This is a genomic window from Pseudomonas sp. LFS044 (genome assembly GCF_047978245.1).
Classification (GTDB): Bacteria; Pseudomonadota; Gammaproteobacteria; order Pseudomonadales; family Pseudomonadaceae; genus Aquipseudomonas.
Genome location: NZ_JBFPFX010000010.1, coordinates 146,829 through 166,911, shown reverse-complemented (window position 1 = coordinate 166,911; position 20,083 = coordinate 146,829). Strand labels below are relative to the sequence as shown.

General features: G+C 63.1%; 18 protein-coding genes and 1 pseudogene. 17 read left to right on the top strand and 2 right to left on the bottom strand.

Features of this window, described 5'->3' with window-relative positions:
• Positions 1–27: 27 nt before the first annotated feature.
• From ACNQPL_RS11415 to ACNQPL_RS11355, 13 genes and pseudogenes are all read left to right on the top strand, one after another.
• Positions 28–223 (top strand): annotated as a pseudogene (locus ACNQPL_RS11415) (hypothetical protein); the annotation flags it as partial.
• A 42-nt stretch (positions 224–265) separates the two neighbouring features.
• The gene (locus tag ACNQPL_RS11410; protein WP_416466768.1) at positions 266–904 is read left to right on the top strand and encodes an NTF2 fold immunity protein; all 639 of its coding nucleotides are present in this window, start codon (positions 266–268) and stop codon (positions 902–904) included.
• Between the two features lie 51 nt (positions 905–955).
• A complete protein-coding gene (locus tag ACNQPL_RS11405) occupies positions 956–1,447 on the top strand; it encodes a hypothetical protein (RefSeq protein ID WP_416466766.1) in 492 nt (163 codons plus the stop codon).
• A gap of 156 nt (positions 1,448–1,603) precedes the next feature.
• Complete coding sequence (locus ACNQPL_RS11400; protein WP_416466765.1) at positions 1,604–2,035, top strand: NTF2 fold immunity protein; 432 nt, start codon at positions 1,604–1,606, stop codon at positions 2,033–2,035.
• Positions 2,036–2,258: 223 nt separating this feature from the next.
• On the top strand, positions 2,259–2,723 hold the full coding sequence (locus ACNQPL_RS11395) for a hypothetical protein (protein ID WP_346613466.1): 465 nt from the start codon (positions 2,259–2,261) through the stop codon (positions 2,721–2,723).
• Positions 2,724–2,881: 158 nt separating this feature from the next.
• Positions 2,882–3,358, top strand: coding sequence for a hypothetical protein (locus ACNQPL_RS11390; RefSeq protein ID WP_346613465.1), 477 nt, complete (start codon positions 2,882–2,884; stop codon positions 3,356–3,358).
• A gap of 513 nt (positions 3,359–3,871) precedes the next feature.
• Entirely contained in the window at positions 3,872–5,047 is a 1,176-nt protein-coding gene (locus ACNQPL_RS11385) for a M20 aminoacylase family protein (protein WP_416466764.1), read from the top strand.
• A 96-nt stretch (positions 5,048–5,143) separates the two neighbouring features.
• Positions 5,144–6,454 carry a citrate-proton symporter gene (locus ACNQPL_RS11380; protein ID WP_416466763.1) on the top strand — a complete coding sequence of 437 codons (1,311 nt, stop codon included), beginning with the start codon at positions 5,144–5,146 and terminating at the stop codon, positions 6,452–6,454.
• Positions 6,451–7,908 carry an amidase gene (locus ACNQPL_RS11375; protein WP_416466762.1) on the top strand — a complete coding sequence of 486 codons (1,458 nt, stop codon included), beginning with the start codon at positions 6,451–6,453 and terminating at the stop codon, positions 7,906–7,908. The genes ACNQPL_RS11380 and ACNQPL_RS11375 overlap by 4 nt, the downstream gene beginning before the upstream one ends.
• A 69-nt stretch (positions 7,909–7,977) precedes the next feature.
• On the top strand, positions 7,978–8,751 hold the full coding sequence (locus tag ACNQPL_RS11370) for an IclR family transcriptional regulator (protein WP_387524513.1): 774 nt from the start codon (positions 7,978–7,980) through the stop codon (positions 8,749–8,751).
• A 684-nt stretch (positions 8,752–9,435) separates the two neighbouring features.
• Complete coding sequence (locus tag ACNQPL_RS11365; protein WP_416466761.1) at positions 9,436–10,092, top strand: ABC transporter ATP-binding protein; 657 nt, start codon at positions 9,436–9,438, stop codon at positions 10,090–10,092.
• Complete coding sequence (locus ACNQPL_RS11360) at positions 10,092–12,551, top strand: FtsX-like permease family protein (protein WP_416466760.1); 2,460 nt, start codon at positions 10,092–10,094, stop codon at positions 12,549–12,551. Before ACNQPL_RS11365 ends, ACNQPL_RS11360 begins: the two co-directional genes overlap by 1 nt.
• Positions 12,541–13,599, top strand: coding sequence for a lipocalin-like domain-containing protein (locus tag ACNQPL_RS11355; RefSeq protein ID WP_416466758.1), 1,059 nt, complete (start codon positions 12,541–12,543; stop codon positions 13,597–13,599). The genes ACNQPL_RS11360 and ACNQPL_RS11355 overlap by 11 nt, the downstream gene beginning before the upstream one ends.
• Before the next feature lie 15 nt (positions 13,600–13,614).
• On the opposite strand, the gene ACNQPL_RS11350 is transcribed toward ACNQPL_RS11355, so the two are convergent.
• Complete coding sequence (locus ACNQPL_RS11350; RefSeq protein WP_346613457.1) at positions 13,615–14,496, bottom strand: helix-turn-helix domain-containing protein; 882 nt, start codon at positions 14,494–14,496, stop codon at positions 13,615–13,617.
• Positions 14,497–14,674: 178 nt separating this feature from the next.
• Between ACNQPL_RS11350 and ACNQPL_RS11345 the strand changes: the two genes are divergently transcribed.
• From ACNQPL_RS11345 to ACNQPL_RS11330, 4 genes are all read left to right on the top strand, one after another.
• A complete protein-coding gene (locus tag ACNQPL_RS11345) occupies positions 14,675–15,502 on the top strand; it encodes an SDR family NAD(P)-dependent oxidoreductase (protein WP_416466756.1) in 828 nt (275 codons plus the stop codon).
• Complete coding sequence (locus ACNQPL_RS11340) at positions 15,499–17,214, top strand: FAD-dependent oxidoreductase (RefSeq protein WP_346613455.1); 1,716 nt, start codon at positions 15,499–15,501, stop codon at positions 17,212–17,214. The genes ACNQPL_RS11345 and ACNQPL_RS11340 overlap by 4 nt, the downstream gene beginning before the upstream one ends.
• Positions 17,214–17,561 carry an NIPSNAP family protein gene (locus ACNQPL_RS11335; protein ID WP_416466755.1) on the top strand — a complete coding sequence of 116 codons (348 nt, stop codon included), beginning with the start codon at positions 17,214–17,216 and terminating at the stop codon, positions 17,559–17,561. Before ACNQPL_RS11340 ends, ACNQPL_RS11335 begins: the two co-directional genes overlap by 1 nt.
• Before the next feature lie 93 nt (positions 17,562–17,654).
• Positions 17,655–19,004, top strand: a complete 1,350-nt coding sequence (locus ACNQPL_RS11330) for an MFS transporter (RefSeq protein WP_416466754.1) — start codon at positions 17,655–17,657, stop codon at positions 19,002–19,004.
• 39 nt (positions 19,005–19,043) lie between these two features.
• Here ACNQPL_RS11330 and ACNQPL_RS11325 read toward each other — a convergent pair whose 3' ends face one another.
• Positions 19,044–20,039 (bottom strand): aldo/keto reductase, encoded by a 996-nt coding sequence (locus ACNQPL_RS11325; protein WP_346613452.1) that lies wholly within the window; start codon positions 20,037–20,039, stop codon positions 19,044–19,046.
• Positions 20,040–20,083 lie beyond the last annotated feature (44 nt).

The window sequence follows — 20,083 nt, the reverse complement described above, 5'->3', positions numbered from 1 at the left end:
AGCCTTCTGAAATTCTCCCTTGCTCATCATGAGTGCGGCCCGCTCATGAACCTGACCATGCTGACCTTGCCACACGGTCGGGAGCAAGATCTATCAGCTGTACTACGGCAGCGACCACCTGCACCAGTTGAACCTGGACGGGCAGGTCATCAGCGACATGGAGCGCGATGACCTGCACCGCGAGGTGTATTGCATGCAAGGTATGGTCAGCAGTTGCTTTGGTTAAGACGCGATGGGGCGTAAGGCGTGGCAGTTTGAGTCGACCTTGGCTGCAGAAAAGCAGAAAGCACATAAATTGATATGGCATGCTGCGTACTCTTTTCGGCAGGCTGGTCCAGGAAAACCAGCCATCGGAGCAAAGACATATGATAAGCGCCTGGTAGATATGGAGTTGAACCCCAATGGGGTGATGGCGCAAACTCTGCCAAGCTCCCCTAAGATGTGTTTAGAGATGGTGAGCTTACTGATGATAACTTATTCACTAACTAACTTGCGTGATGAGTATCGTGATGCGCTGTTGGGTTTTATGGGCGCTATGTACGAGTGGGAATTGTCTGGGTACAAAAAGAAATTGGCGGCATTTTCGGATGATTCCTTAGAGCAAGAAGTCGAACTGAGCATTAAAAATGACCTTTTGGTAATTTTTAAGAAATATGTTGTTGACGAAGGGCGAAACTATGATCGCGTCAAAAATCTAGTCTGCGGCAGGTTCCCCGATTATGATCTTGTCAGTGATGGAGTTGGGATGTCTGAGTGCAAGGGAAGTGCGGTCTCAGTTATTATCAGGAAGAACACAGGGTTGCGCGCTGCCTTCAAACTGACGTTAATCATGGAGGATGATGCCTGCAAAGTTAGCGGGCGATATCTAGAAAGTGATGGAAGATGGCAAAGGACCTATATCTAGTTGCTGGCGAGTGAGGTTTTTTACCTCGGGCAACGGGGGGCATGATAAGAGATGGGTGCTGACATGCAAGATGTAAAGAGTTTGATTTCAAGAATAGCTGATACTGAATTTTTCTCGAGGATGGGGTGCGATCCAGATTCGAGAGATGATGTAGTCTACATAAGGGATGTCTTCAGGGTCTTCGTTGAGCCTGTATCTTCAGATTTCCATGGTTATTATGAAAATCTTGAGTGGTTGCCTACTTCTTCTTATCAAGATGATCCGTTCAATTCATTTCCAAAACCACCTAAGGAGCTAGTGAGTTGGCGTATCGATGTCACTAAAACTGTTATGCAGTCGATTAAAGTTGGCTCAACGGTGAAATTCATTGCCGGCCCCCATGATTACAGTCTGGCTGCGCGAGATGGAGCTTGTTTTGCATTTCGCCAGTACATTTCGGAGTCGTACTATGGTGTGTCTGGGGAGTGGTCGAAAGTGATTGAACTTTATTTGTCAGGTAGGTGGCCTGTTGGCTACTCCGACACTAAGCTGATTGTTATTTGAATTCGGCGTGAAAGCCCAAGCGCTTCAACAGCAGTCAAAAAGGGGAGGTGAAGGGTGAGTTTAACTTTTGGACAATGGAGGTACCTAAACTACAGCAAGGATGTAGGATGTCTATCGTAAGGCTGATAAAACTCTCGAGAGGTTCTGGAAAAAGATATGGTCAAAAAAGATGTTGTAGAGGTCGTTCCTGACGCTCTTATGGAATTCATGCAGCAGATGAATGAGTGGGAGTGTGAATTTTTCGATAAGCGCAAAGATGGGTTCACTGAGGGAAAGGATGACATTGGGTTGAAGCAGGCTTATGCTTCGAAGTTGGAGACAATTTTTGACGCGTTTGCTTTTAAAGATAAGCCGAACTACGGCCGGCTGATTGATTTGGGTTGTACAAGGCCGGCGACTTATGACCCAGGGACTGATGTCATTGAGTTGGTGGCTTGTAGCAATGGTAGTATGGTGGTGCAGGTACAGCAGGTGAAAGGCGCGGAGAGCTGTTCTAGATTTTATCTGGTTATGAAGGGCGGGGAGTGGAAGATAAAAAAGAGAGAGGTATTGAGTTTTGATGGAAAGTGGCAGCGTGTTGCTCTTTAAATGAGCCTGCGGCGCTTGTGGCTATTGCTCACGTCTTGTGAGAAAGGTAATAGTGATAAGGCTGGTTAGAGTGCTGCACTGTACTGAAGTACTCTGAGAGTGGGACGCAATAATGCTCAATGTAACACCCAACCTTAGTCAGGCCGACCTATCACAATACGCTGTTGTTGATGTTGCAAAGAAAATGGCTGCAATCTCAGTGAACGCATAAAAGGAGTAGGGGATGGGGGAGCGAAATAAATTGTATATTTTATTCAGCTCGGTAGTAACGGCTGTGGCCGCGAAAAAATACAAGGTGGGAACCAGTCATGAAGAAGCACAATATTTTGTGCAGGGGCTATTTGATGAGTACATGAGCCAAGGATTGGAAGCACCTACGTTGGACTGGATCGACGCTGCTCCCAAACAAGCCAGATCCTGGATAAATTCTAGGTTGGCCAATAGCTTCCGATGCTACGGATCGTCGCCCAAATGGCTGGATGAGCCAAGCTGGCGATTTTTAGGTAACACCCCTATGGATTTTGTTCATCAGTTCGAGGTAGAGGGTTGCTCTAAAGGTGATCAATACGAGGGTGTGATGACGTATGTGTTTTTTGGTAGGACAGAATGCAAGGATGGAGGTTGGGAACTGGTTGTCAAACTCATACATCAGGATAAGAATGAGCCGGGGTCTGTTTTAGCCGACTGATTGCTTCATTGCAAACACGTCTAGATGATGTGAGTACTTGCGTGAGACGTGCATTTAAATTAAATTCACGTAGGTCGTGAGGCGTGGGGCACGAACAGTGGGTTATTTTCGGCATTGATGCTAATTTCATTACAGCAGTCAACGGAGTGTAATGCATAGTGACGAAAGACAGAAGCGTTTCGGAGCAAATAGTTTTTACGGTCGACTACCAGGCAATGATTTCAGAATTGGCAAAGGTCGGGAGGATAGAGATTGAGTCCGGCTACTCTGAAGTTATTGCGAATTTAGATTCTGCGAAAGTGGTGAGGTCGAAATTAGAAGCGCACGAGATCTTAAACTTTCTCACAGAAAATAGCGCTGAAATTATGCGATATTCGGTCAGCAAGTTTGCTGTACTTTCGAATGAAGAGGATGAAGAGGAATATCCTCTAGGACTGGAGCCAGGACAAGATGAGAAAGCTAAGGTGGTGTCGGCCGGAAAGTACTCTCAAGGCTTTCTCTTGACCAACCTTATTGAATACCTGCTTGCCCGGAAAGGGCGGGAGCAATTGCTGGGGTACTTGAGAACATCACGAGTACCTAAAGCGAAGCAGTATGCGGATCAGATAATTCATCTTATGTGCGCTAAAAGCTAGGTGACAACGTGCCGCCAGAACCGCTGGTACATGTGGCGACTTCTAGCCATGAAGGGCCTAGCAGTTTGGGGGATATTCTGAGCGCCTCTGTGTTCGCGTGCGGGTACGCGCTCTGCAATTAATTTGGGTAGCTCGAGCGCATGAAATCACATTCGCTTGTAGGGGCTGGCTTCCCTGCAATCGGCTGCAACCCAGTCGTCAACTCTACTTCCGCGCTCTGTCAGGCGCCGCGCGGATACCGATTTTACGACTGCTTCGCAGCCGATCGCAGGCAAGCCAGCTCCTACAATGCCCGCGATACACATATGTGTCGTGTAGAGCCTAGCTGCCACTCCACGGGCCTACCCGCCGCTGCAGGCACCTCGTGCATTTGATGTTCCACCACGTGAAACCACATTCCGTTGTACTCCCGCCCCACTCGCGCTTATCTGTCCCCAAGCACGACCTGCCTTCCCCGTCGTGATCTCGAAGCGAACAACAAGAACGGGACCCACCCGCGCGAGGAGATTCCCCATGCAGCAACACCAGCACATCCTGGCCTGGCTCAACGACGTGGCCAGCGACCTACACGCCATCCGCCACGACATCCATGCTCACCCCGAACTCGGTTTTGAAGAAAGCCGCACTTCGGCCCTGGTTGCCCAGTTGCTCAAGGACTGGGGCTATGAAGTGCACACCGGCGTCGGCAAGACCGGCGTTGTCGGCGTGCTGCGCAATGGCAGCAGCACGCGCAAACTCGGCCTGCGGGCGGACATGGACGCTCTGCCGATCCATGAGGCCACCGGCGCTGCCTACAGCAGCCGCCACCAGGGTTGCATGCACGCGTGTGGCCATGACGGGCATACCACCATGCTGCTGGGGGCGGCGCGCTACCTGGCGGCGACGCGGCAGTTCGATGGCACGCTGACGCTGATTTTCCAGCCGGCCGAGGAGGGCCAGGGTGGCGCCGAGGCGATGCTGGCCGATGGGCTGCTGGAGCGCTTCCCGTGTGACGCGTTGTTCGGCATGCACAACATGCCGGGGCTGCCGGCGGGGCACCTGGGGTTTCGTGAGGGGCCGATGATGGCCTCGCAAGACTTGCTCACGGTGACCATCGAAGGTGTCGGCGGGCATGGCTCGATGCCGCATTTGACCGTCGACCCGTTGGTGGCTGCGGCCAGTGTGGTGATGGCGCTGCAAACGGTGGTGGCGCGCAATATCGATGCGCAGGAGGCGGCGGTGGTGACGGTCGGCGCGCTGCAGGCGGGCGAGGCGGCCAATGTGATTCCGCAGCAGGCGCTGTTGCGCTTGAGTTTGCGGGCGCTGAACGCCGAGGTGCGGGCGCAGACCTTGGCGCGGGTGCAGGCGATCATCGTCAGCCAGGCGCAGAGCTATGGCTGCACCGCCAGCATCGAGCATCGTCCGGCGTACCCGGTGCTGGTCAACCATGCCGCAGAAAACGCCTTCGCCCACCAGGTCGGTGTCGAGCTGCTGGGTGCTGAGGCGGTGGACGGCAACACCCGCAAGCTGATGGGCAGCGAGGACTTCGCCTGGATGCTGCAGCGCTGCCCGGGCGCCTACCTGTTCATCGGCAATGGCGAGAAGCGGCCGATGGTGCATAACCCGGCCTACGACTTCAACGACGACATCCTGCTGACCGGCGCCGCCTACTGGGGCGCGCTGACCGAGCGCTGGCTCAAGCCCGCCTGACCCCTTCATTGACGACTGCCGCTGGAACCCGGGCGCGACCGCGCCTGGGCGATCACTTGAACCGTTTCTGGCCAACAGATTGATGGAGTGTTCCGCATGCAGACTTCACACACAGGCGCGTCGCGTACCCGGCAAGTGGTCGCGGCGGTCATCGGTAATGCCCTGGAGTGGTACGACTTTATCGTGTACGGCTTTCTGGCAAGCATCATCGCCCGCCAGTTTTTCCCTTCCGACGACGAGTACGCGTCGCTGCTGATGGCTCTGGCCACCTTCGGCGTAGGCTTTTTCATGCGCCCGGTGGGGGGCGTGCTGCTGGGTATCTATTCTGACCGCAAGGGGCGCAAGGCGGCGATGCAGCTGATCATTCGGCTGATGACGGTGTCGATCGCGATGATCGCCTTTGCGCCCAGCTACCTGGCCATCGGCATGGGGGCGCCGCTGCTGATCGTGGTCGCGCGCATGCTGCAGGGCTTTGCTACGGGCGGTGAATACGCCAGCGCCACGGCGTTTCTGGTGGAAAGCGCGCCGGCCCATCGCAAGGGCCTGTATGGCTCGTGGCAACTGGTGGGGCAGTGCCTGGCGGTGTTTTCGGGGGCGGCGATGGTCGCGCTGGTGACCCACCTGTGCACGCCACAGGCGCTGGACAGCTGGGGCTGGCGGATCCCGTTCGTGATCGGCTTGCTGATCGGGCCGGTGGGGTTGTGGATTCGCAAGCACATGGAAGAGCCCGAGGAATTCCTCGAAGCGCGCAAGCAGGCCAAGGGCCAGGCGCCGAGCCTGTGGCAGGTCCTGCGTGAGCATCGGCGCAGCTTGCTGGTGTCGATGGGGCTGGCCTGTGGGGCCACCGTGTCGTTCTACGTGGTGCTGGTGAACATGCCGACCTTCGCCCACAAGAACCTCGGCCTGCCGCTGGACCAGGTGCTGCTGGTGCAAATGTTGGCTGTGGGCCTGATGACCGTGGTGATTCCACTGGCCGGCGCGCTGTCGGACCGGCTCGGTCGCCGGCCGGTGTTGATGGCCTTCACCCTGGCGTTCTTCGTGATGGTCTACCCGCTGTACGTGTGGGTGGCCGCGGCGCCGTCGATCGAACGCCTGCTGGTGATGCAGCTGTTACTGTGCACCGCCATCGGCGGTTTCTTCGGCCCCGCGCCCACTGCCTTGGCCGAGCAGTTCCCGATCGAAGTGCGTTCCACCGGCGTGTCGGTGGCCTACAACGTGGCGGTGATGGTGTTCGGCGGCTTCGCCCCGCTGATCGTCACCTGGCTGAGCAAGGTGCTCGGCACCCCGGTGGCGCCGTCGTTCTACGTGCTGTTCGCCTGCCTGCTGACGCTGCTGGGCACCTATTGCCTGAAAGAGGCGCCGCGTGCAGGCAAACCTGTGGCCTTCAACCTTGGAGTCAAACCGTGAACCAGTTAGCCATCGACCCGATCGTCGCCCTCGATGCCGAGGCGCTGTCCCAGGCAATCCATGCTCGCCAGCTGTCGTGCCGTGAGGTGATGTGGGCCTACCTGGGGCATATCGAGCGCTTCAACCCGCAGGTGAATGCACTGGTGTCGCTGCGCGAGGGCGAGCTTTTGCTGGCAGAGGCCGATGAACGTGACCGGGAGCTCTCGCGCGGTGCGTCGCGTGGCTGGATGCATGGCATGCCGCAGGCGATCAAGGACCTGGCGGCCACGGCGGGCCTGCGCACGACGCTGGGTTCGCCGCTGTTCGCCGAGCAGGTGCCGGCGCACGATGCCGTCAGCGTGGCGCGGGTGCGGGCGAGCGGGGCGATCATCGTTGGCAAAAGCAATGTGCCGGAGTTCGGCCTGGGGTCGCAGAGCTACAACACGCTGTTCGGCACCACCACCAATGCCTACGACCACAGCCGGGTGGCGGGTGGCAGCAGCGGCGGCGCGGCGGCGGCGCTGGCCATGCGCTTGCTGCCGGTGGCCGATGGCAGCGACATGATGGGCTCGCTGCGCAACCCGGCGGCGTTCAACAACGTGTACGGCTTGCGCCCTTCGCGCGGGCGGGTGCCCTATGGGCCGACGCCGGAGCTGTTCATGCAGCAGCTGGCCACCGAGGGGCCGATGGGGCGCACGGTGACGGACGTGGCACGGTTGCTGTCGGTACAGGCGGGGCATGACCCTCGGGTGCCGTTGTCACTGAGTGACGGCCCCCGCGATTTTGCAGCCGGGCTGCAACGCGATTTCAAGGGTGTGCGGGTGGGGTGGCTGGGCAACTTCGACGGCTACCTGCCGATGGATGACGGTGTGCTGAGCCTGTGCGAAGCGGCGCTGGCCGACTTCGCCGAGCTGGGCTGCGAGGTCGAGGCGTGCCAGCCAGGTTTCGACCTGGCGCGTTTGTGGCAATGCTGGCTTACCCACCGCCACTTCCTGGTGCACGGCAACCTGGGTGCGGCCTACGCCGACCCCGGCAAGCGCGCATTGCTCAAGCCCGAGGCGCAGTGGGAGGTGGAGGGCGGGCTGCGGTTGACGGCAGCGGCTATCTACAACGCCTCGCTCGACCGCAGCGCCTGGTATCAGGCGTTGAATACGTTGTTCCAGCGTTACGATTACCTGCTGTTGCCGTCTGCCCAGGTGTTCCCTTTCGACGCAGCCGAGCCGTGGCCCAAGGTGGTCGGCGGGCAGGTGATGGACACCTATCACCGTTGGATGGAGGTGGTGATCGGGCCGACCCTGGCCGGCCTGCCGAGCATGAGCGTGCCGGTGGGCTTCAATGCCGCAGGGCTGCCGATGGGCCTGCAGATCATAGGCCCGGCGCAGGCCGACCATGCCGTGCTGCAGCTGGCCTTTGCCCATGAGCAGCAGACCCGCTGGGTGGCGCGGCAGCCGCCGATGTGCCTGCAGGCGCGCTGAAAACCCTGGGCAGGCCCGTATCTTGCTGGGCATGATGACCATCCACGCACAGACAGGGAGGTCGAACCCATGGGTACTACGGCAGAGAGCGGCGGCGTGCGCTCGGTGGAGCGGGCGCTGGCCATCGTCGAGTTGCTCGGCGAGCACCAGGCGCTGGGGCTGGAGGAACTGCATTACCTGACCACGCTGCCCAAGGCCACGGTGTCGCGCATGCTGGCTACCTTGCAGGAGCAGGGCTGGGTTTACCGTGGCCTGAGCGACCGGCGTTACCGCTTGTGCGCCCGGCGCCTGTTCGGCGACCGCCAGCAGCGCTTCAAGCGCCAGCTGGTGGAAAGCGCAGCGCCGTTGTTGCTTGAGCTAAGCGAGCGTACTGGCCTGGTGGCGGACCTGTCGTGTTTTGACGGTGAGCGGCTGGAGGTGATGGAAAGCGCCATCCCGCAAGTGCTGCGCAAGCGCTACCCGGTCAACTGCCAGATCGTCGGGCACCATGCCAGCCTGTTTCATTCGGCGATGGGCCGGGCTTGCCTGAAGGAGCTGGCGGCGGACGAGGTGCAGCGCTTGGCGGCACATGAGCCGGTGGGCGGTGATGCGCTGTTACGCGATATCGAGGCGGATGTGCACAAAGGCTTTGGGCAGCGGACCGAAGGGTTTTGGGAGTACCCGGTGCGGTTGCCGTTTCTGATCCGCGCGATTGCCTTGCCGGTGCGGGTGGAGGGGCGGTTGGCGGGCAGCATTGCGCTGCATTGGCCGCTGGACCAGGCGCCGGTGGAGCGGGTGTTGAGTTTGCATCTGAACAGCCTGGCGGGGACGGTGGGTGAGGTGCAGCGCGCGTTGGTGAACTGAGGCGTGTTTTTGACCACCCGGTGTTCGTCGATCGATTGATGGTGCCGGTGAAACCGAGCGCCGCCCGCGCGGCGCTTCGTGAAGCGCTTGGCTTGGGATCTTCAGCGCCCTTGAGATCGAGCGCCGCCCGCGCGGCGCTTCGCGAAGCGCTTGCCTTGGGATCTTCAGCGCCTTTGAGATCGAGCGCCGCCCGCGCGGCGCTTCGCGGGGCAAGCCCGCTCCCACATTTGTTGCAACGCGCCGTTCCAGTCAGGCCATGGTTGTTCGCCTTGGCGCATAGCTGAAAACAGGCGGGGCGCCGGCAGCACCAGCCGAAAAATTGGTTCATGCCAACAAGGCTGGCAACTATGGCCTCACAGGCCATGGCACGTTGCAACAAATGTGGGAGCGGGCTTGCCCCGCGAAGCGCCGCGCGGGCGGCGCTCGATCTCAAGGGCGCTGAAGATCCCGAGGCAAGCGCTTAGCGAAGCGCCGCGCGGGCGGCGCTCGATCTCAAGGGCGCTGAAGATCCCGAGGCAAGCGCTTAGCGATGCGCCGCGCGGGCGGCGCTCGGTCTCAAGGGCGCTGAAGATCCCAAGGCAAGCGCCGCGCGGGCGGCGCTCGATCTCATCGGCGCAAAACATCCACCGCCATGCACCTTAACGCCATACTGCAATAATCACCCATCGACAAAGGTCCCCCCCAATGCTGGTAGTCGAACACCTGCGCAAGTCGTTCGCCACCGCCCAAGGCCCGCTTGAGGTACTGCGTGGGGTCGACCTGACCCTGGAACGCGGCAGCAGCCTGGCGCTGATGGGCGAGTCCGGCAGCGGCAAGAGCACGTTGTTGCACCTGTTGGCCGGCCTCGACCGCGCCGACGGCGGGCGCATCCTGATCGACGGCGAACCCCTCGACAGCCGTGGCGAAGCCGCCCTGGCACGCTGGCGGCGTGAGGGCATTGGCCTGGTGTTCCAGCAATACAACCTGATCAGCAGCCTGGACGTTGCTGCCAACCTGGCCTTCCAGGCGCGCCTGGCAGGCCGCCATGACCCCGCGTGGAGCGCGCACCTGGCATCCCGCCTGGGGTTGACCACATTGCTGCAACGTTACCCGGAGCAATTGTCCGGGGGCCAGCAACAACGCGTCGCCATCGGCCGGGCCCTGGCAAGCCGCCCCCTGTTGTTGCTCGCCGACGAGCCCACCGGCAGCCTTGATGAAGCCAGCAGCGACGAGGTGCTGGCGCTGCTGTTGCAGGTGGTCGAGGAGGCCGGCAGCAGCGTCTTGATGGTAACCCACAGCCAGCGCCTGGCCGCCCGCTTGCAACGGCGCTGTGTATTGCAGATGGGCCGGGTACAAGCCTGATGAACAACCTGCGCATCACCTTGCAGGCCCTGTGCAGCCATTGGTGGCGCCATCGCCTGCAGTGCATCAGCATTTTCACCGGTTTATGGCTGGCCACTGCGTTATGGACCGGCGTGCAGGCGCTCAATACCCAGGCGCGCAACGACTATGCCTTGGCCAGTGCCGTGCTGGCCGGGCCTGCCCGGGCGCAACTGGTGGCGCGCACTGGGCAGCGTTTCGACCAGGCGCTGTATGTGCAGCTGCGCAGGCTGGGCTGGCAGGTGACGCCGGTGCTGGAAGGGCGCTTGCGCCTGGCCGGCGAGCCGCCGGTCGCGGTGCGGCTGATCGGCATCGAGCCGCTCAGCCTGTTACCCGGTATGGCAGTCGCTGGTGCCGACGTGCAGGGCTTTGACCTGCAGGCGTTCGTCGGTACGCCCGGGCAGGCGTGGGTCGGGCCGGACACGCTGCGCCAGTTGGGGAGGCAACCCGGCGAGCAGGTCAGCACCGCGACCGGGCAGTTGCTACCGCCGCTTACGTTGCACGGGCAGCTGGCGTCCGGGGTGATCGTGGTCGATATCGGCCAGGCGCAGGCGTTGCTCCAGGCGCCAGGGCAACTGTCGCAGCTACTCGGCGACAGCGACCGGCCGTTACCGGCCGCCATCGCCACAAGCCTGAAGCTGCAGCCGCCGGGTGATGACGCCGACCTGCAACGCCTGACGATGAGCTTTCACCTCAACCTCACAGCCCTGGGCCTGCTGGCATTCGTGGTCGGGCTGTTCATCGCCCACGCGGCGATTGGCCTGGCCTTGGAACAGCGGCGTGGGCTGATCCGCACCTTGCGTGCCTGCGGCGTGAGCCTGCGGGTGATGCTTGCGGCCCTGGCGCTGGAGCTGGGCCTGTTCGCCATCGTCGGCGGTGTGGCGGGGGTGGCAGCGGGTTACCTGCTGGCGGCGCTCATGCTGCCCGACTTCGCCTCCAGCCTGCGCGGGCTGTACGGGGCGCAGGTGGCCGGGCACCTGCACTTGCCGCTGCAGTGGTGGTTGCTGGGCATCGCCGTCAGCCTGCTGGGCGCGCTGCTGGCCGGGCTCGACAGCCTGCTGCGGGCGGCCCGCTTGCCGCTGCTGGCATTGGCCCAACCCCAGGCCTGGCGCTTGGCGCAAGTGCCGTGGCTGCGGCGCCAGGCGGTGGTCGGCGCGGTGCTGCTGGTGGTCGCCCTGGGGTGCGGCATTGCCGGCGCAGGGCTGCCCAGTGCATTCGGCATGCTTGCGGCACTGCTGCTGGCGGCGGCACTGCTGTTGCCGGGGCTGCTGGCACTCGTGCTCAACGGCCTTGCGCGGTATTGCCAGCGCCCGCTGGCGCAGTGGTTCGTTGCCGACAGCCGCCAGCAACTGCCGGCCTTGAGCCTGGCGTTGATGGCGCTGTTGCTGGCGCTGGCCGCCAGTGTCGGGGTCGGCGGGATGACCGAAGGCTTCCGCCGCACCTTCATTGGCTGGCTGGACCAGCGCCTGGCTGCGGACCTGTATGTCACCCCCCGCGACGGCGACCAGGCGCAGCAGATTCATGACCGGTTAGTGCCAGACCCTGCCATCAGCGCCGTACTGCCGAGCTGGCGGGTGGACTGGCGCTTGCAGCAATGGCCGGTGCAAGTGCAAGGGGTGATCGACCATCCGTTCTACCGCCAGCACTGGCCGTTGCTGCAGCAGGCGCCGGGTGCCTGGCAAGCGCTGGCCACCGGCCGCGGGGCCATGCTCAGCGAGCAACTGGCCCGCCGCCTCGGGCTCGCTGTGGGCGGTACGCTACGCCTGCCGAGCGAGCCTGAGCAGGCGGTGACGGTGGTTGGCATTTATGCCGACTACGGCAACCCCAAAGGCCATGTGCTGGTCAACGCCGACTGGTTGCGCCGCCACGCGCCGGGCGCGAGCCTTTCTGGGCTGGGCCTGTTGGTACGGCCTGGCCAGGTCGCCGCACTGAAGGACGAACTGCAGCAACGCTTCGCCCTGGATGACAATCAGGTCGTCGAGCAGAGCCGCCTTAAAAGCTGGTCGAAAGACATATTCAGCCGCACCTTCGCGGTCACGGCCGCCTTGAACAGCCTGACCCTGGGCGTGGCGGGGGTGGCGCTGTTCATCAGCCAGCTGACCTTGAGCCAGCGCCGCCTGGGGCAATTGGCACCGCTGTGGGCGCTGGGCGTGCCACGCCGCTGGCTGGCCTGGCTGAGCCTGGGGCAAACGCTGATGCTCAGTTGTTTCACTGTGCTGTTGGCGATGCCTCTAGGGCTGCTGCTGGCGTGGTGCCTGGTGGCGGTGGTGAATGTGCAGGCGTTCGGCTGGCGGCTGCCCTGGCATGTGTTCCCCGCGCAACTGCTGCAGCTGGCCGTGCTGGGGCTTCTGACCAGCTTGCTGGCCAGCGCCTGGCCGTTGTGGCAACTGGCGCGCAGCCAGCCCAGCGCGCTGTTGAGGCAGTTCGCCGATGAAAACTGAAGCCTGGGTGTTGATGGCCTGCCTGTTGCTGGCCGGGTGCGACCCGCCTGCGCCCGAACCCAAGAGTTTTGCAGGCCTGGGCGCCGACGCGGCGGCTTTCAAGCAAGTGGTGCCGGGCGCGCCGCTGGTCTTTCCCCGCGACCATGGCGCCCATGACGGCTTTCGTATCGAGTGGTGGTACGTCACCGCCAACCTCAAGGATGAACAGGGCCGCGATTGGGGCGTGCAATGGACGCTGTTCCGCTCGGCCTTGCGGCCAGGGCCGGAGACGGCGGACTGGCACAGCCCCAACCTGTGGATGGGCCATGCCGCGCTGACCGGGCCGGGCGGCCACCAGGTCAGCGAAACCCTGGCCCGGGGTGGGGTTGGCCAGGCCGGCGTCGACGCCCAACCGTTCCATGCGTGGATCAACGACTGGTCGCTGCAGGGCAGCCCTGGTGTCGACCGTTTGCAGATGCGCGCCGGTGGCCAAGGGTTTGGCTATGACCTGGCGCTGACCAGTGACCGGCCGTTGGTGCTGCATGGCGCGCAAGGCTACAGCGAAAAATCCGGCAAGGGGCAGGCGTCGTACTACTACAGTCAGCCGTTCTACACGGTCAGCGGCGAGGTCGAGCGGGGCGGGCAGCGCATCGCCGTCACAGGCCAGGCATGGCTTGACCGGGAATGGAGCAGCCAACCGTTGGCAGCAGGGCAAAGCGGCTGGGACTGGTTTTCGCTGCACCTGGCCAAGGGTGCGAAGTTGATGCTGTTTCAGGTGCGTGAAGCGCAGGGGCTGCCTTACCGGGCGGGTACTTGGATCGATGCGCAGGGGCGCTCGCGGGCGTTGCAAGGCGAGCAGATCGCGTTGACGCCGTTAGCCTGGACCACGTTGGCCAATGGCAAGCGGCTGCCGACGCGCTGGCGGGTGGCGGTGCCGTCGATTCAGGTAGATGTCGAGGTCGATGCACTGGAGCCACAGGCCTGGATGGGGACGCGGTTTCCGTACTGGGAAGGGCCGGTACGGGTCAGTGGGAACGGCCGGGGGTACCTGGAAATGACAGGGTATTGACCCTGGCATCGTCTGCTAGCTGCGGGCCTTGCCGCCCCGAAACGCACTCGGGCTCACCCCGCACTGCTTGCGGAAAAACCGGCTGAAATACCCCACATCGGCAAAGCCCAGCTCATGGGCGATCTCCTTCACGCTCGCATCCGAATGCCCCAGCCCTCGCTTGGCTTCCAGTACCAACCGCGCGTTGATCACGTGCATCGGCGTCATGCCCAGATGCTCCTGGCACAACCGCCCCAGCGTCGCCAGGGTCATGCCCAGCTCGCTGGCATAGAAGCCCAGCGGCCGATGCTCGCGGTAGTGCATGTCCACCAGCTCGCGAAACCCCGTCAACTGCTGGCTGCGCCGTGAGGCCGGGCGGCGCGCTTCGCCCGCAAGCGCAGGTTCGTGGCGCAGCGCCTGGATCAGCAGGGCCAGCAGCAACGACATGCTGCTGGCGACGTGCTCGCGGGCGCGGTTGTGGTATTCCTCGCCCAAGGCGCGGCACAGCGGCAGCAACGGGTCGTCCTCGTCGCGCCACAATGGCAGGGCGATGACATGGGGTTTGCGAATCTGTGCCAGCAGCTGCGGCGCCAGCACCTGGGCGATGCTCTCCAGCGGCGGCTGGGCGGCGGTGATGACCTGGCCATCGACCTGCTGCGTCCAGTTGAACCCGTGCACCACCTGCGCCGGCACATAGACCACGCACGGCGCCTGCACCTGCAGGCGCTCGCTGTCGAACAGCACCTCGCCACTGCCACTTTGCAGGTACAGCAACTGCAGCAGCCCGTCGTGGCGGTGCGCGGCAATCTCCCAGTTGTACGCGCCCGAACGCAGGGAGATCCGCTCCACATGCAGGGCCTCGTGCCACACCGGCTGTGCGGTTTCGCCATACAGGGCATAGTTGGGGATCTTGGTCATGGTCTTGTAATTGTTCTGATCGCTACCCGGGCACTGTGCCACAGACCTGCGCCGGGTTCAGGGCGCTGCGGGCGAAATTGTCGGGAATGTGGGGGCGGTTGCAGGTTTTGTCCATTCTGCCGGCAGGCCCACCGGCCATAGGCTGTTCGCCAGATGAAGCGACACTCTGGAGAGCAGCATGCATAACAACAAGATTTCTTCTCACTGGCTTGGCCTGGATTCGGCCGTGTGCGTGGTCACCGGGGCGGCCGGTGGCATCGGCGCGGCGCTGGCCGCGGCGCTGGTCGAACAGCACGCCCATGTGGTGTTGCTGGACCGCGACGGCGACAAGTGCCTGCAGCTGGCGGCGACGCTCGGCGAGCACAGCGTCGGCGAGGTCAGTGCCCTGGCCTGCGACATCGCCGACCCGGCCAGTGTCGAGCAGGCTGCCGCGCAGGTGCAGGCGTTGCATGGGCGCTGCGACGTGCTGGTCAACAACGCCAGTGTGCTGCGCCCAGGCGCCCTCGAAACGCTCAGCCTTGAACAGTGGAATCAGGTGCTGGCGGTCAACCTCAGTGGCTACCTGCTGTGCGCGCAGGCGTTTGGCCGCTCGATGCTTGAACGCGGGCAAGGGCGCATCGTGCATGTCGCCTCGATCGCCGCGCACTATCCGCAACCCAACAGCGGTGCCTACAGTGCGGCCAAGGCCGGGGTCGGCATGCTGTCGCGGCAGATCGCCGTGGAGTGGGGGCCGCGCGGGGTGCGCAGCAACGCGGTGTGCCCGGGGCTGATCCGCACGCCGCTGTCTGCCGCGTTCTACGCCGACCCGCAGGTGGAGCGCCAACGCAGCGCCATGACGGCCAACCAGCGCATCGGCGAGCCGCAAGACATCGCAGAGGCCGTGCTGTTTCTGGCCAGCCCGCGTGCCGACTACATCAACGGTGCCGAACTGACCGTGGACGGTGGCCTGGAGAGCATGCCCATGGCGCTGATCCCGCGCCCCGGTTTCGAAGGGGTACGCGCATGAACACGCGCACCTGCGATGTGCTGGTGATTGGCGCGGGGGCCGGCGGTTTGGCCACCGCGATCACCGCGAAAAAACAGGGCCTGAAGGTGCTGGTCATCGAGAAGGCCGACTGCTTCGGCGGCACCACGGCGTTTTCCGGTGGCGTGCTGTGGGTGCCGGGCAACCGGCATGACGTGCACCACGACCCGGCGGCAGCATTGGCCTACCTGCGCAACGAAACGGCTGCCTGCTTCGACGCGCCGGCCGTGGAGGCGTTCTTGCGCTACGGGCCGCAGATGGTGGACTTCTTCGAGCGTGAGACCACGGTCAAATTCATCCCCACGCTGTACCCCGATTACCACCCGCAGGCCGAGGGTGGCGTCGACATCGGCCGCTCGATCCTCGCCGCACCCTACGATATCCGCGGGTTGGGCGCCGACATGGCGCGGCTGCGGCCACCGCTCGAGAGCATCACGTTCATGGGCATGATGTTCAATTCATCGAATGCCGACCTCAAGCACTTCTTCAACGTCACGCGTTCGTTCACCTCGTTCGTGTATGTCGCCAAGCGCCTGTTGACCCACTTCAAGGAGCTGGCCTTGTACCGGCGCGGCACTCAGGTCACCAGCGGCAATGCGTTGGCCGCACGGCTGGTCAAGTCGGCCCTGGACCTGGGTATTCCGATCCTCACCGGCACCCCGGCCAGGCAGCTGTTGCGCGAGGGCGGGCGGGTAGTGGGCGCGTTGGCCGGGCAGGGTGGTGGCGAGGTGCGTATCGAGGCGCGGCGCGGTGTGGTGCTGGCCTGTGGCGGTTTTTCCCATGACGTGCAGCGGCTGAAGCAGGCTTACCCGCACGTGCGCCGGGGCGGCGAGCACTTTTCGCCGGTGCCGGCGGGCAACACCGGTGATGGCGCGCGCATGGCCGAAGCATTGGGCGGGCAGGTTGATATCCGCCTGCAAGCGGCGGCGGCCTGGATGCCGGTGTCCAAGGTGCCGATGGGCGCCCGGCAGGTGGCTTTTCCGCACCTGCTAGACCGCTACAAGCCCGGCGTGATTGGCGTACTGCGCTGCGGCAGGCGGTTTACCAATGAGTCGAACTCGTACCACGATGTGGGCGCGGCGTTGATCGAGGCATGCGCGGGCCAGGCCGAAACCGCCATGTGGTTGATCTGCGACCGGCGCACCCTGGCCAAGTACGGCCTGGGGTACGCCAAACCGGCGCCGATGCCGCTGGGGCCGCTGTTGCGCAATGGCTACTTGCTCAAGGGCACCACCCTGGCCGAGCTAGCGCAGAAGGCGGGCATCGATGCGCAAGGGCTGGAGCGCACCGTGCGTGAATACAACCTGGGCGCCGTGCAGGGCGAGGACCGCCAGTTCGGCCGCGGCAGCACCACCTTCAACCGCTACCTGGCCGACCCGCAACAGCAGCCCAACCCGTGCGTGGCACCGGTGGGCGAGGGGCCGTACTTCGCGGTGAAGGTAATCATGGGCGACCTGGGAACGTTCGACGGTATCCGCACCAGTGTGGTGGGCGAAGTGCTCGATGCCGAGCATCAGGCCATCCCCGGGCTGTACGCGGTAGGCAACGACCGGGCCAGCATGATGGGCGGCAATTACCCCGGTGCCGGCATCACATTGGGGCCGATCATGACCTTCGGCTACATCACCGGCCGCCACCTTGCCGGTGTCGAGCAGGGCCTGGCGAGCGCGGGCTCGGCGCGGGAGGTGGCGTGATGGGCAAAGCCATCGTCGACCACCGCATCTACACCATCCGCCCTCGCTGCATGGCGGCGTTTCTCGAAGCCTTCGACCAGTTGGCGATGCCGATCCTGCTGCGCCACCTGGGCGCGCCGCTGGGTTTTTACGTCAGCAGCATTGGCCCGCTCAACCAGGTGGTGCACCTGTGGGCTTATGAGAGCCTGGATGACTTCGAGCGGCGCAGCGCCGCCCGCGATGCCGACCCGGACTTTGCCGCGTACCTGCAGGCTACGCGGGACCTGGTGGTGGCCCAGGAAACGCGGATCATCAAGCCGGTGCTACTGCACAGCCTTGGCCAGTCGATGCCCCTATCGCCGGCATAGACAGCGCGAAACCTGTGGGAGCCGGCTTGCCGGCGATGGGCCGCAACGGCCCCAACCATCCTCGAATAAAAACAACAAGAGGCAAGGCAAAAAATGAAAGCCCCCAACCCCGTTGACGTGCGCCAACTGATCGACCAGCTACCCATCGGCCGCTACCAGAAATGGGTAGTCTTCTTGGGCTTTTTGATCATCGCCCTGGATGGCCTTGACGTCGCCATCATCGGCTTCATAGCCCCGCAACTGAAAAGTGAATGGCACCTCGGTGCACAAAGCCTGGGCCCGGTGCTCAGCGCTGCGCTGATCGGCCTGGCCCTGGGGGCGTTGATCGCCGGCCCACTGGCAGACCGCTACGGGCGCAAGGCGGTGTTGCTCGGCAGCGTGCTGCTGTTTGGCGTGTGGACGCTGGCCTCGGCGTTTTCGCCTAACCTGGAGACGCTGATCGCCCTGCGTTTTCTCACCGGCCTCGGCCTGGGCGCAGCAATGCCCAATGCCAGTACGTTGGTCAGCGAATACGCGCCGGCTCGCAGCCGCTCGCTGCTGATCACCCTGGCATTTTGCGGTTTCTCGCTGGGGGCGGCGCTCGGCGGTTTCGTCAGTGCCTGGATGATCCCCAACCTGGGCTGGCGCAGCGTGCTGGTGCTGGGCGGTGTATTGCCGCTACTGGCCCTGCCGTTGCTGTGCTGGCGTTTGCCGGAATCGGTGACCTTCCTGGTCAGCAAAGGCGCCGACCCGCAACGCATTCGCGCCATTGTCCGCCGCCTGGCGCCGGAACACTGCGGCCCCGACAGCACCTTTGCGGTGCCGGCCGCCACGCCAAACCCAGGCGGGGCGATCGGCACCATTCTCTCGCCGCGCTACCGCTTCGGCACTTTCATGCTGTGGACGGGCTATGTGCTGGCGCTGTTTCTGGTCTACCTGTTCAGCGGTTGGTTGCCGACATTGGTGAAGGAGGGCGGTGGTTTCTCTGTTTCGCAGGCGGCCATCGTTACGGCGTGCTTCCAGATCGGCGGGCCGCTTGGGGCGATATCGGTGGGTTGGGCGATGGACCGGTGCAACCCGCAGCGGGTGCTGATGCTCACCTTCCTGTTCAGTGGTGCCGTGATCTTCGCCATAGGCCAGGTGGCGGGCGACTTCACCGGGCTGTGCATCATCGCTTCGGCCGTGGGCTTTGGCCTGAATGGGGCAAGCGTGGGGATGAATGCCCTGGCGGCTGCGTTCTACCCCACCGAGGCCCGGGCCACCGGGGCGAGCTGGATGAGTGGTATCGGCCGGTTCGGGGCGATCATGAGTGCGTTTGCCGGGGCGCAGATGCTGGCGTTGGGTTGGAGTTTTGCCCAGGTATTCGCATCGCTGCTGATACCGGCCGGGTTGGCGGCGCTGGCGGTGTTGCTGCAGGGGTGGCACGCGCGCTCGGCGGCACGTGCTGCTGTTGCGTTGGGGTAATGCTGGGCGGAGTACAGATGTACTCCGCTCCATTTGTGTTTACTTGAAGCCGGTCACCGCATGCGGCACATAAGGTGCCTCGAGCCGCGCGATCTCATCGGCGCTGAGCGTCAACGCCAGCGCCGCAATCGCGTCATCCAGCTGCGCCGCCTTCGAGGCCCCAACGATCGGCGCCGAAACCCCGCGCTTGCCCAGCACCCAGGCCAGCGCCACCTGTGCCATCGGCACACCGCGCTCGCGGGCAATCTGCTCGACCACGTCGATCACCCGGCCATCTTCCACCTCGGTGTTGGCATAGAACGACTGCCCGGAAATATCGGTACGCGTGCGTTCGGTCTGCTGCCCGTGCGGGCGGGTCAGGCGGCCGCGCGCCATCGGGCTCCAGGGCATCAGGCCGACGCCCTGGTCGAGGCACAGCGGGATCATCTCGCGCTCTTCTTCGCGGTAGATCAGGTTGAGGTAGTTCTGCATCGACACGAAGCGGCTCCAGCCGTTGCTCGCGGCTACCTGCTGAGCCTTGGCGAACTGCCAGGCGTACATCGACGATGCGCCGATGTAGCGGGCCTTGCCGGCCTTGACCACGTCGTGCAGGGCTTCCATGGTCTCTTCGATGGGGGTGTGGTAGTCCCAGCGGTGGATCTGGTAGAGGTCGACGTAGTCGGTGCCCAGGCGGGTCAGGCTGGCGTCGATATTGGCCATGATCGCCTTGCGCGACAGGCCTTGTTCGTTGGGGCGGGTGCTGCCTTCCCACATGTTGGCCGGGAAGAACACCTTGGTGGCGATGACCGTTTCTTCTCGGCGGGTGAATTCCTTCAGCAACTTGCCCAGGATGATTTCCGAAGTGCCGGCCGAGTAGCTATTGGCGGTGTCGAAAAAATTGATGCCGTGCTCGACAGCGTGGCGGATGATCGGGCGGCTGTCGGCCTCGCCGAGGGTCCAGGGGTGGGTGCCGGCGTCGGGTTCGCCGAAGGTCATGCAGCCCAGGCACAGCTTCGAGATATCCAGGCCGGTGTTGCCCAACTTGACGTACTGCATCCGCGTCTCCTCAGTGATCGTTTGCGATGCAGGGAAGCTTAGCG

Coding starts and splice junctions, on each gene's coding strand:
- ACNQPL_RS11395 (WP_346613466.1), top strand. CDS start 2,259: ATGGGGGAGCGAAATAAATTGTATATTTTATTCAGCTCGGTAGTAACG.
- ACNQPL_RS11330 (WP_416466754.1), top strand. CDS start 17,655: ATGAAAGCCCCCAACCCCGTTGACGTGCGCCAACTGATCGACCAGCTA.
- ACNQPL_RS11380 (WP_416466763.1), top strand. CDS start 5,144: ATGCAGACTTCACACACAGGCGCGTCGCGTACCCGGCAAGTGGTCGCG.
- ACNQPL_RS11355 (WP_416466758.1), top strand. CDS start 12,541: ATGAAAACTGAAGCCTGGGTGTTGATGGCCTGCCTGTTGCTGGCCGGG.
- ACNQPL_RS11360 (WP_416466760.1), top strand. CDS start 10,092: ATGAACAACCTGCGCATCACCTTGCAGGCCCTGTGCAGCCATTGGTGG.
- ACNQPL_RS11325 (WP_346613452.1), bottom strand. CDS start 20,039: ATGCAGTACGTCAAGTTGGGCAACACCGGCCTGGATATCTCGAAGCTG.
- ACNQPL_RS11370 (WP_387524513.1), top strand. CDS start 7,978: ATGGGTACTACGGCAGAGAGCGGCGGCGTGCGCTCGGTGGAGCGGGCG.
- ACNQPL_RS11350 (WP_346613457.1), bottom strand. CDS start 14,496: ATGACCAAGATCCCCAACTATGCCCTGTATGGCGAAACCGCACAGCCG.
- ACNQPL_RS11385 (WP_416466764.1), top strand. CDS start 3,872: ATGCAGCAACACCAGCACATCCTGGCCTGGCTCAACGACGTGGCCAGC.
- ACNQPL_RS11365 (WP_416466761.1), top strand. CDS start 9,436: ATGCTGGTAGTCGAACACCTGCGCAAGTCGTTCGCCACCGCCCAAGGC.
- ACNQPL_RS11400 (WP_416466765.1), top strand. CDS start 1,604: ATGGTCAAAAAAGATGTTGTAGAGGTCGTTCCTGACGCTCTTATGGAA.
- ACNQPL_RS11345 (WP_416466756.1), top strand. CDS start 14,675: ATGCATAACAACAAGATTTCTTCTCACTGGCTTGGCCTGGATTCGGCC.
- ACNQPL_RS11405 (WP_416466766.1), top strand. CDS start 956: ATGGGTGCTGACATGCAAGATGTAAAGAGTTTGATTTCAAGAATAGCT.
- ACNQPL_RS11335 (WP_416466755.1), top strand. CDS start 17,214: ATGGGCAAAGCCATCGTCGACCACCGCATCTACACCATCCGCCCTCGC.
- ACNQPL_RS11340 (WP_346613455.1), top strand. CDS start 15,499: ATGAACACGCGCACCTGCGATGTGCTGGTGATTGGCGCGGGGGCCGGC.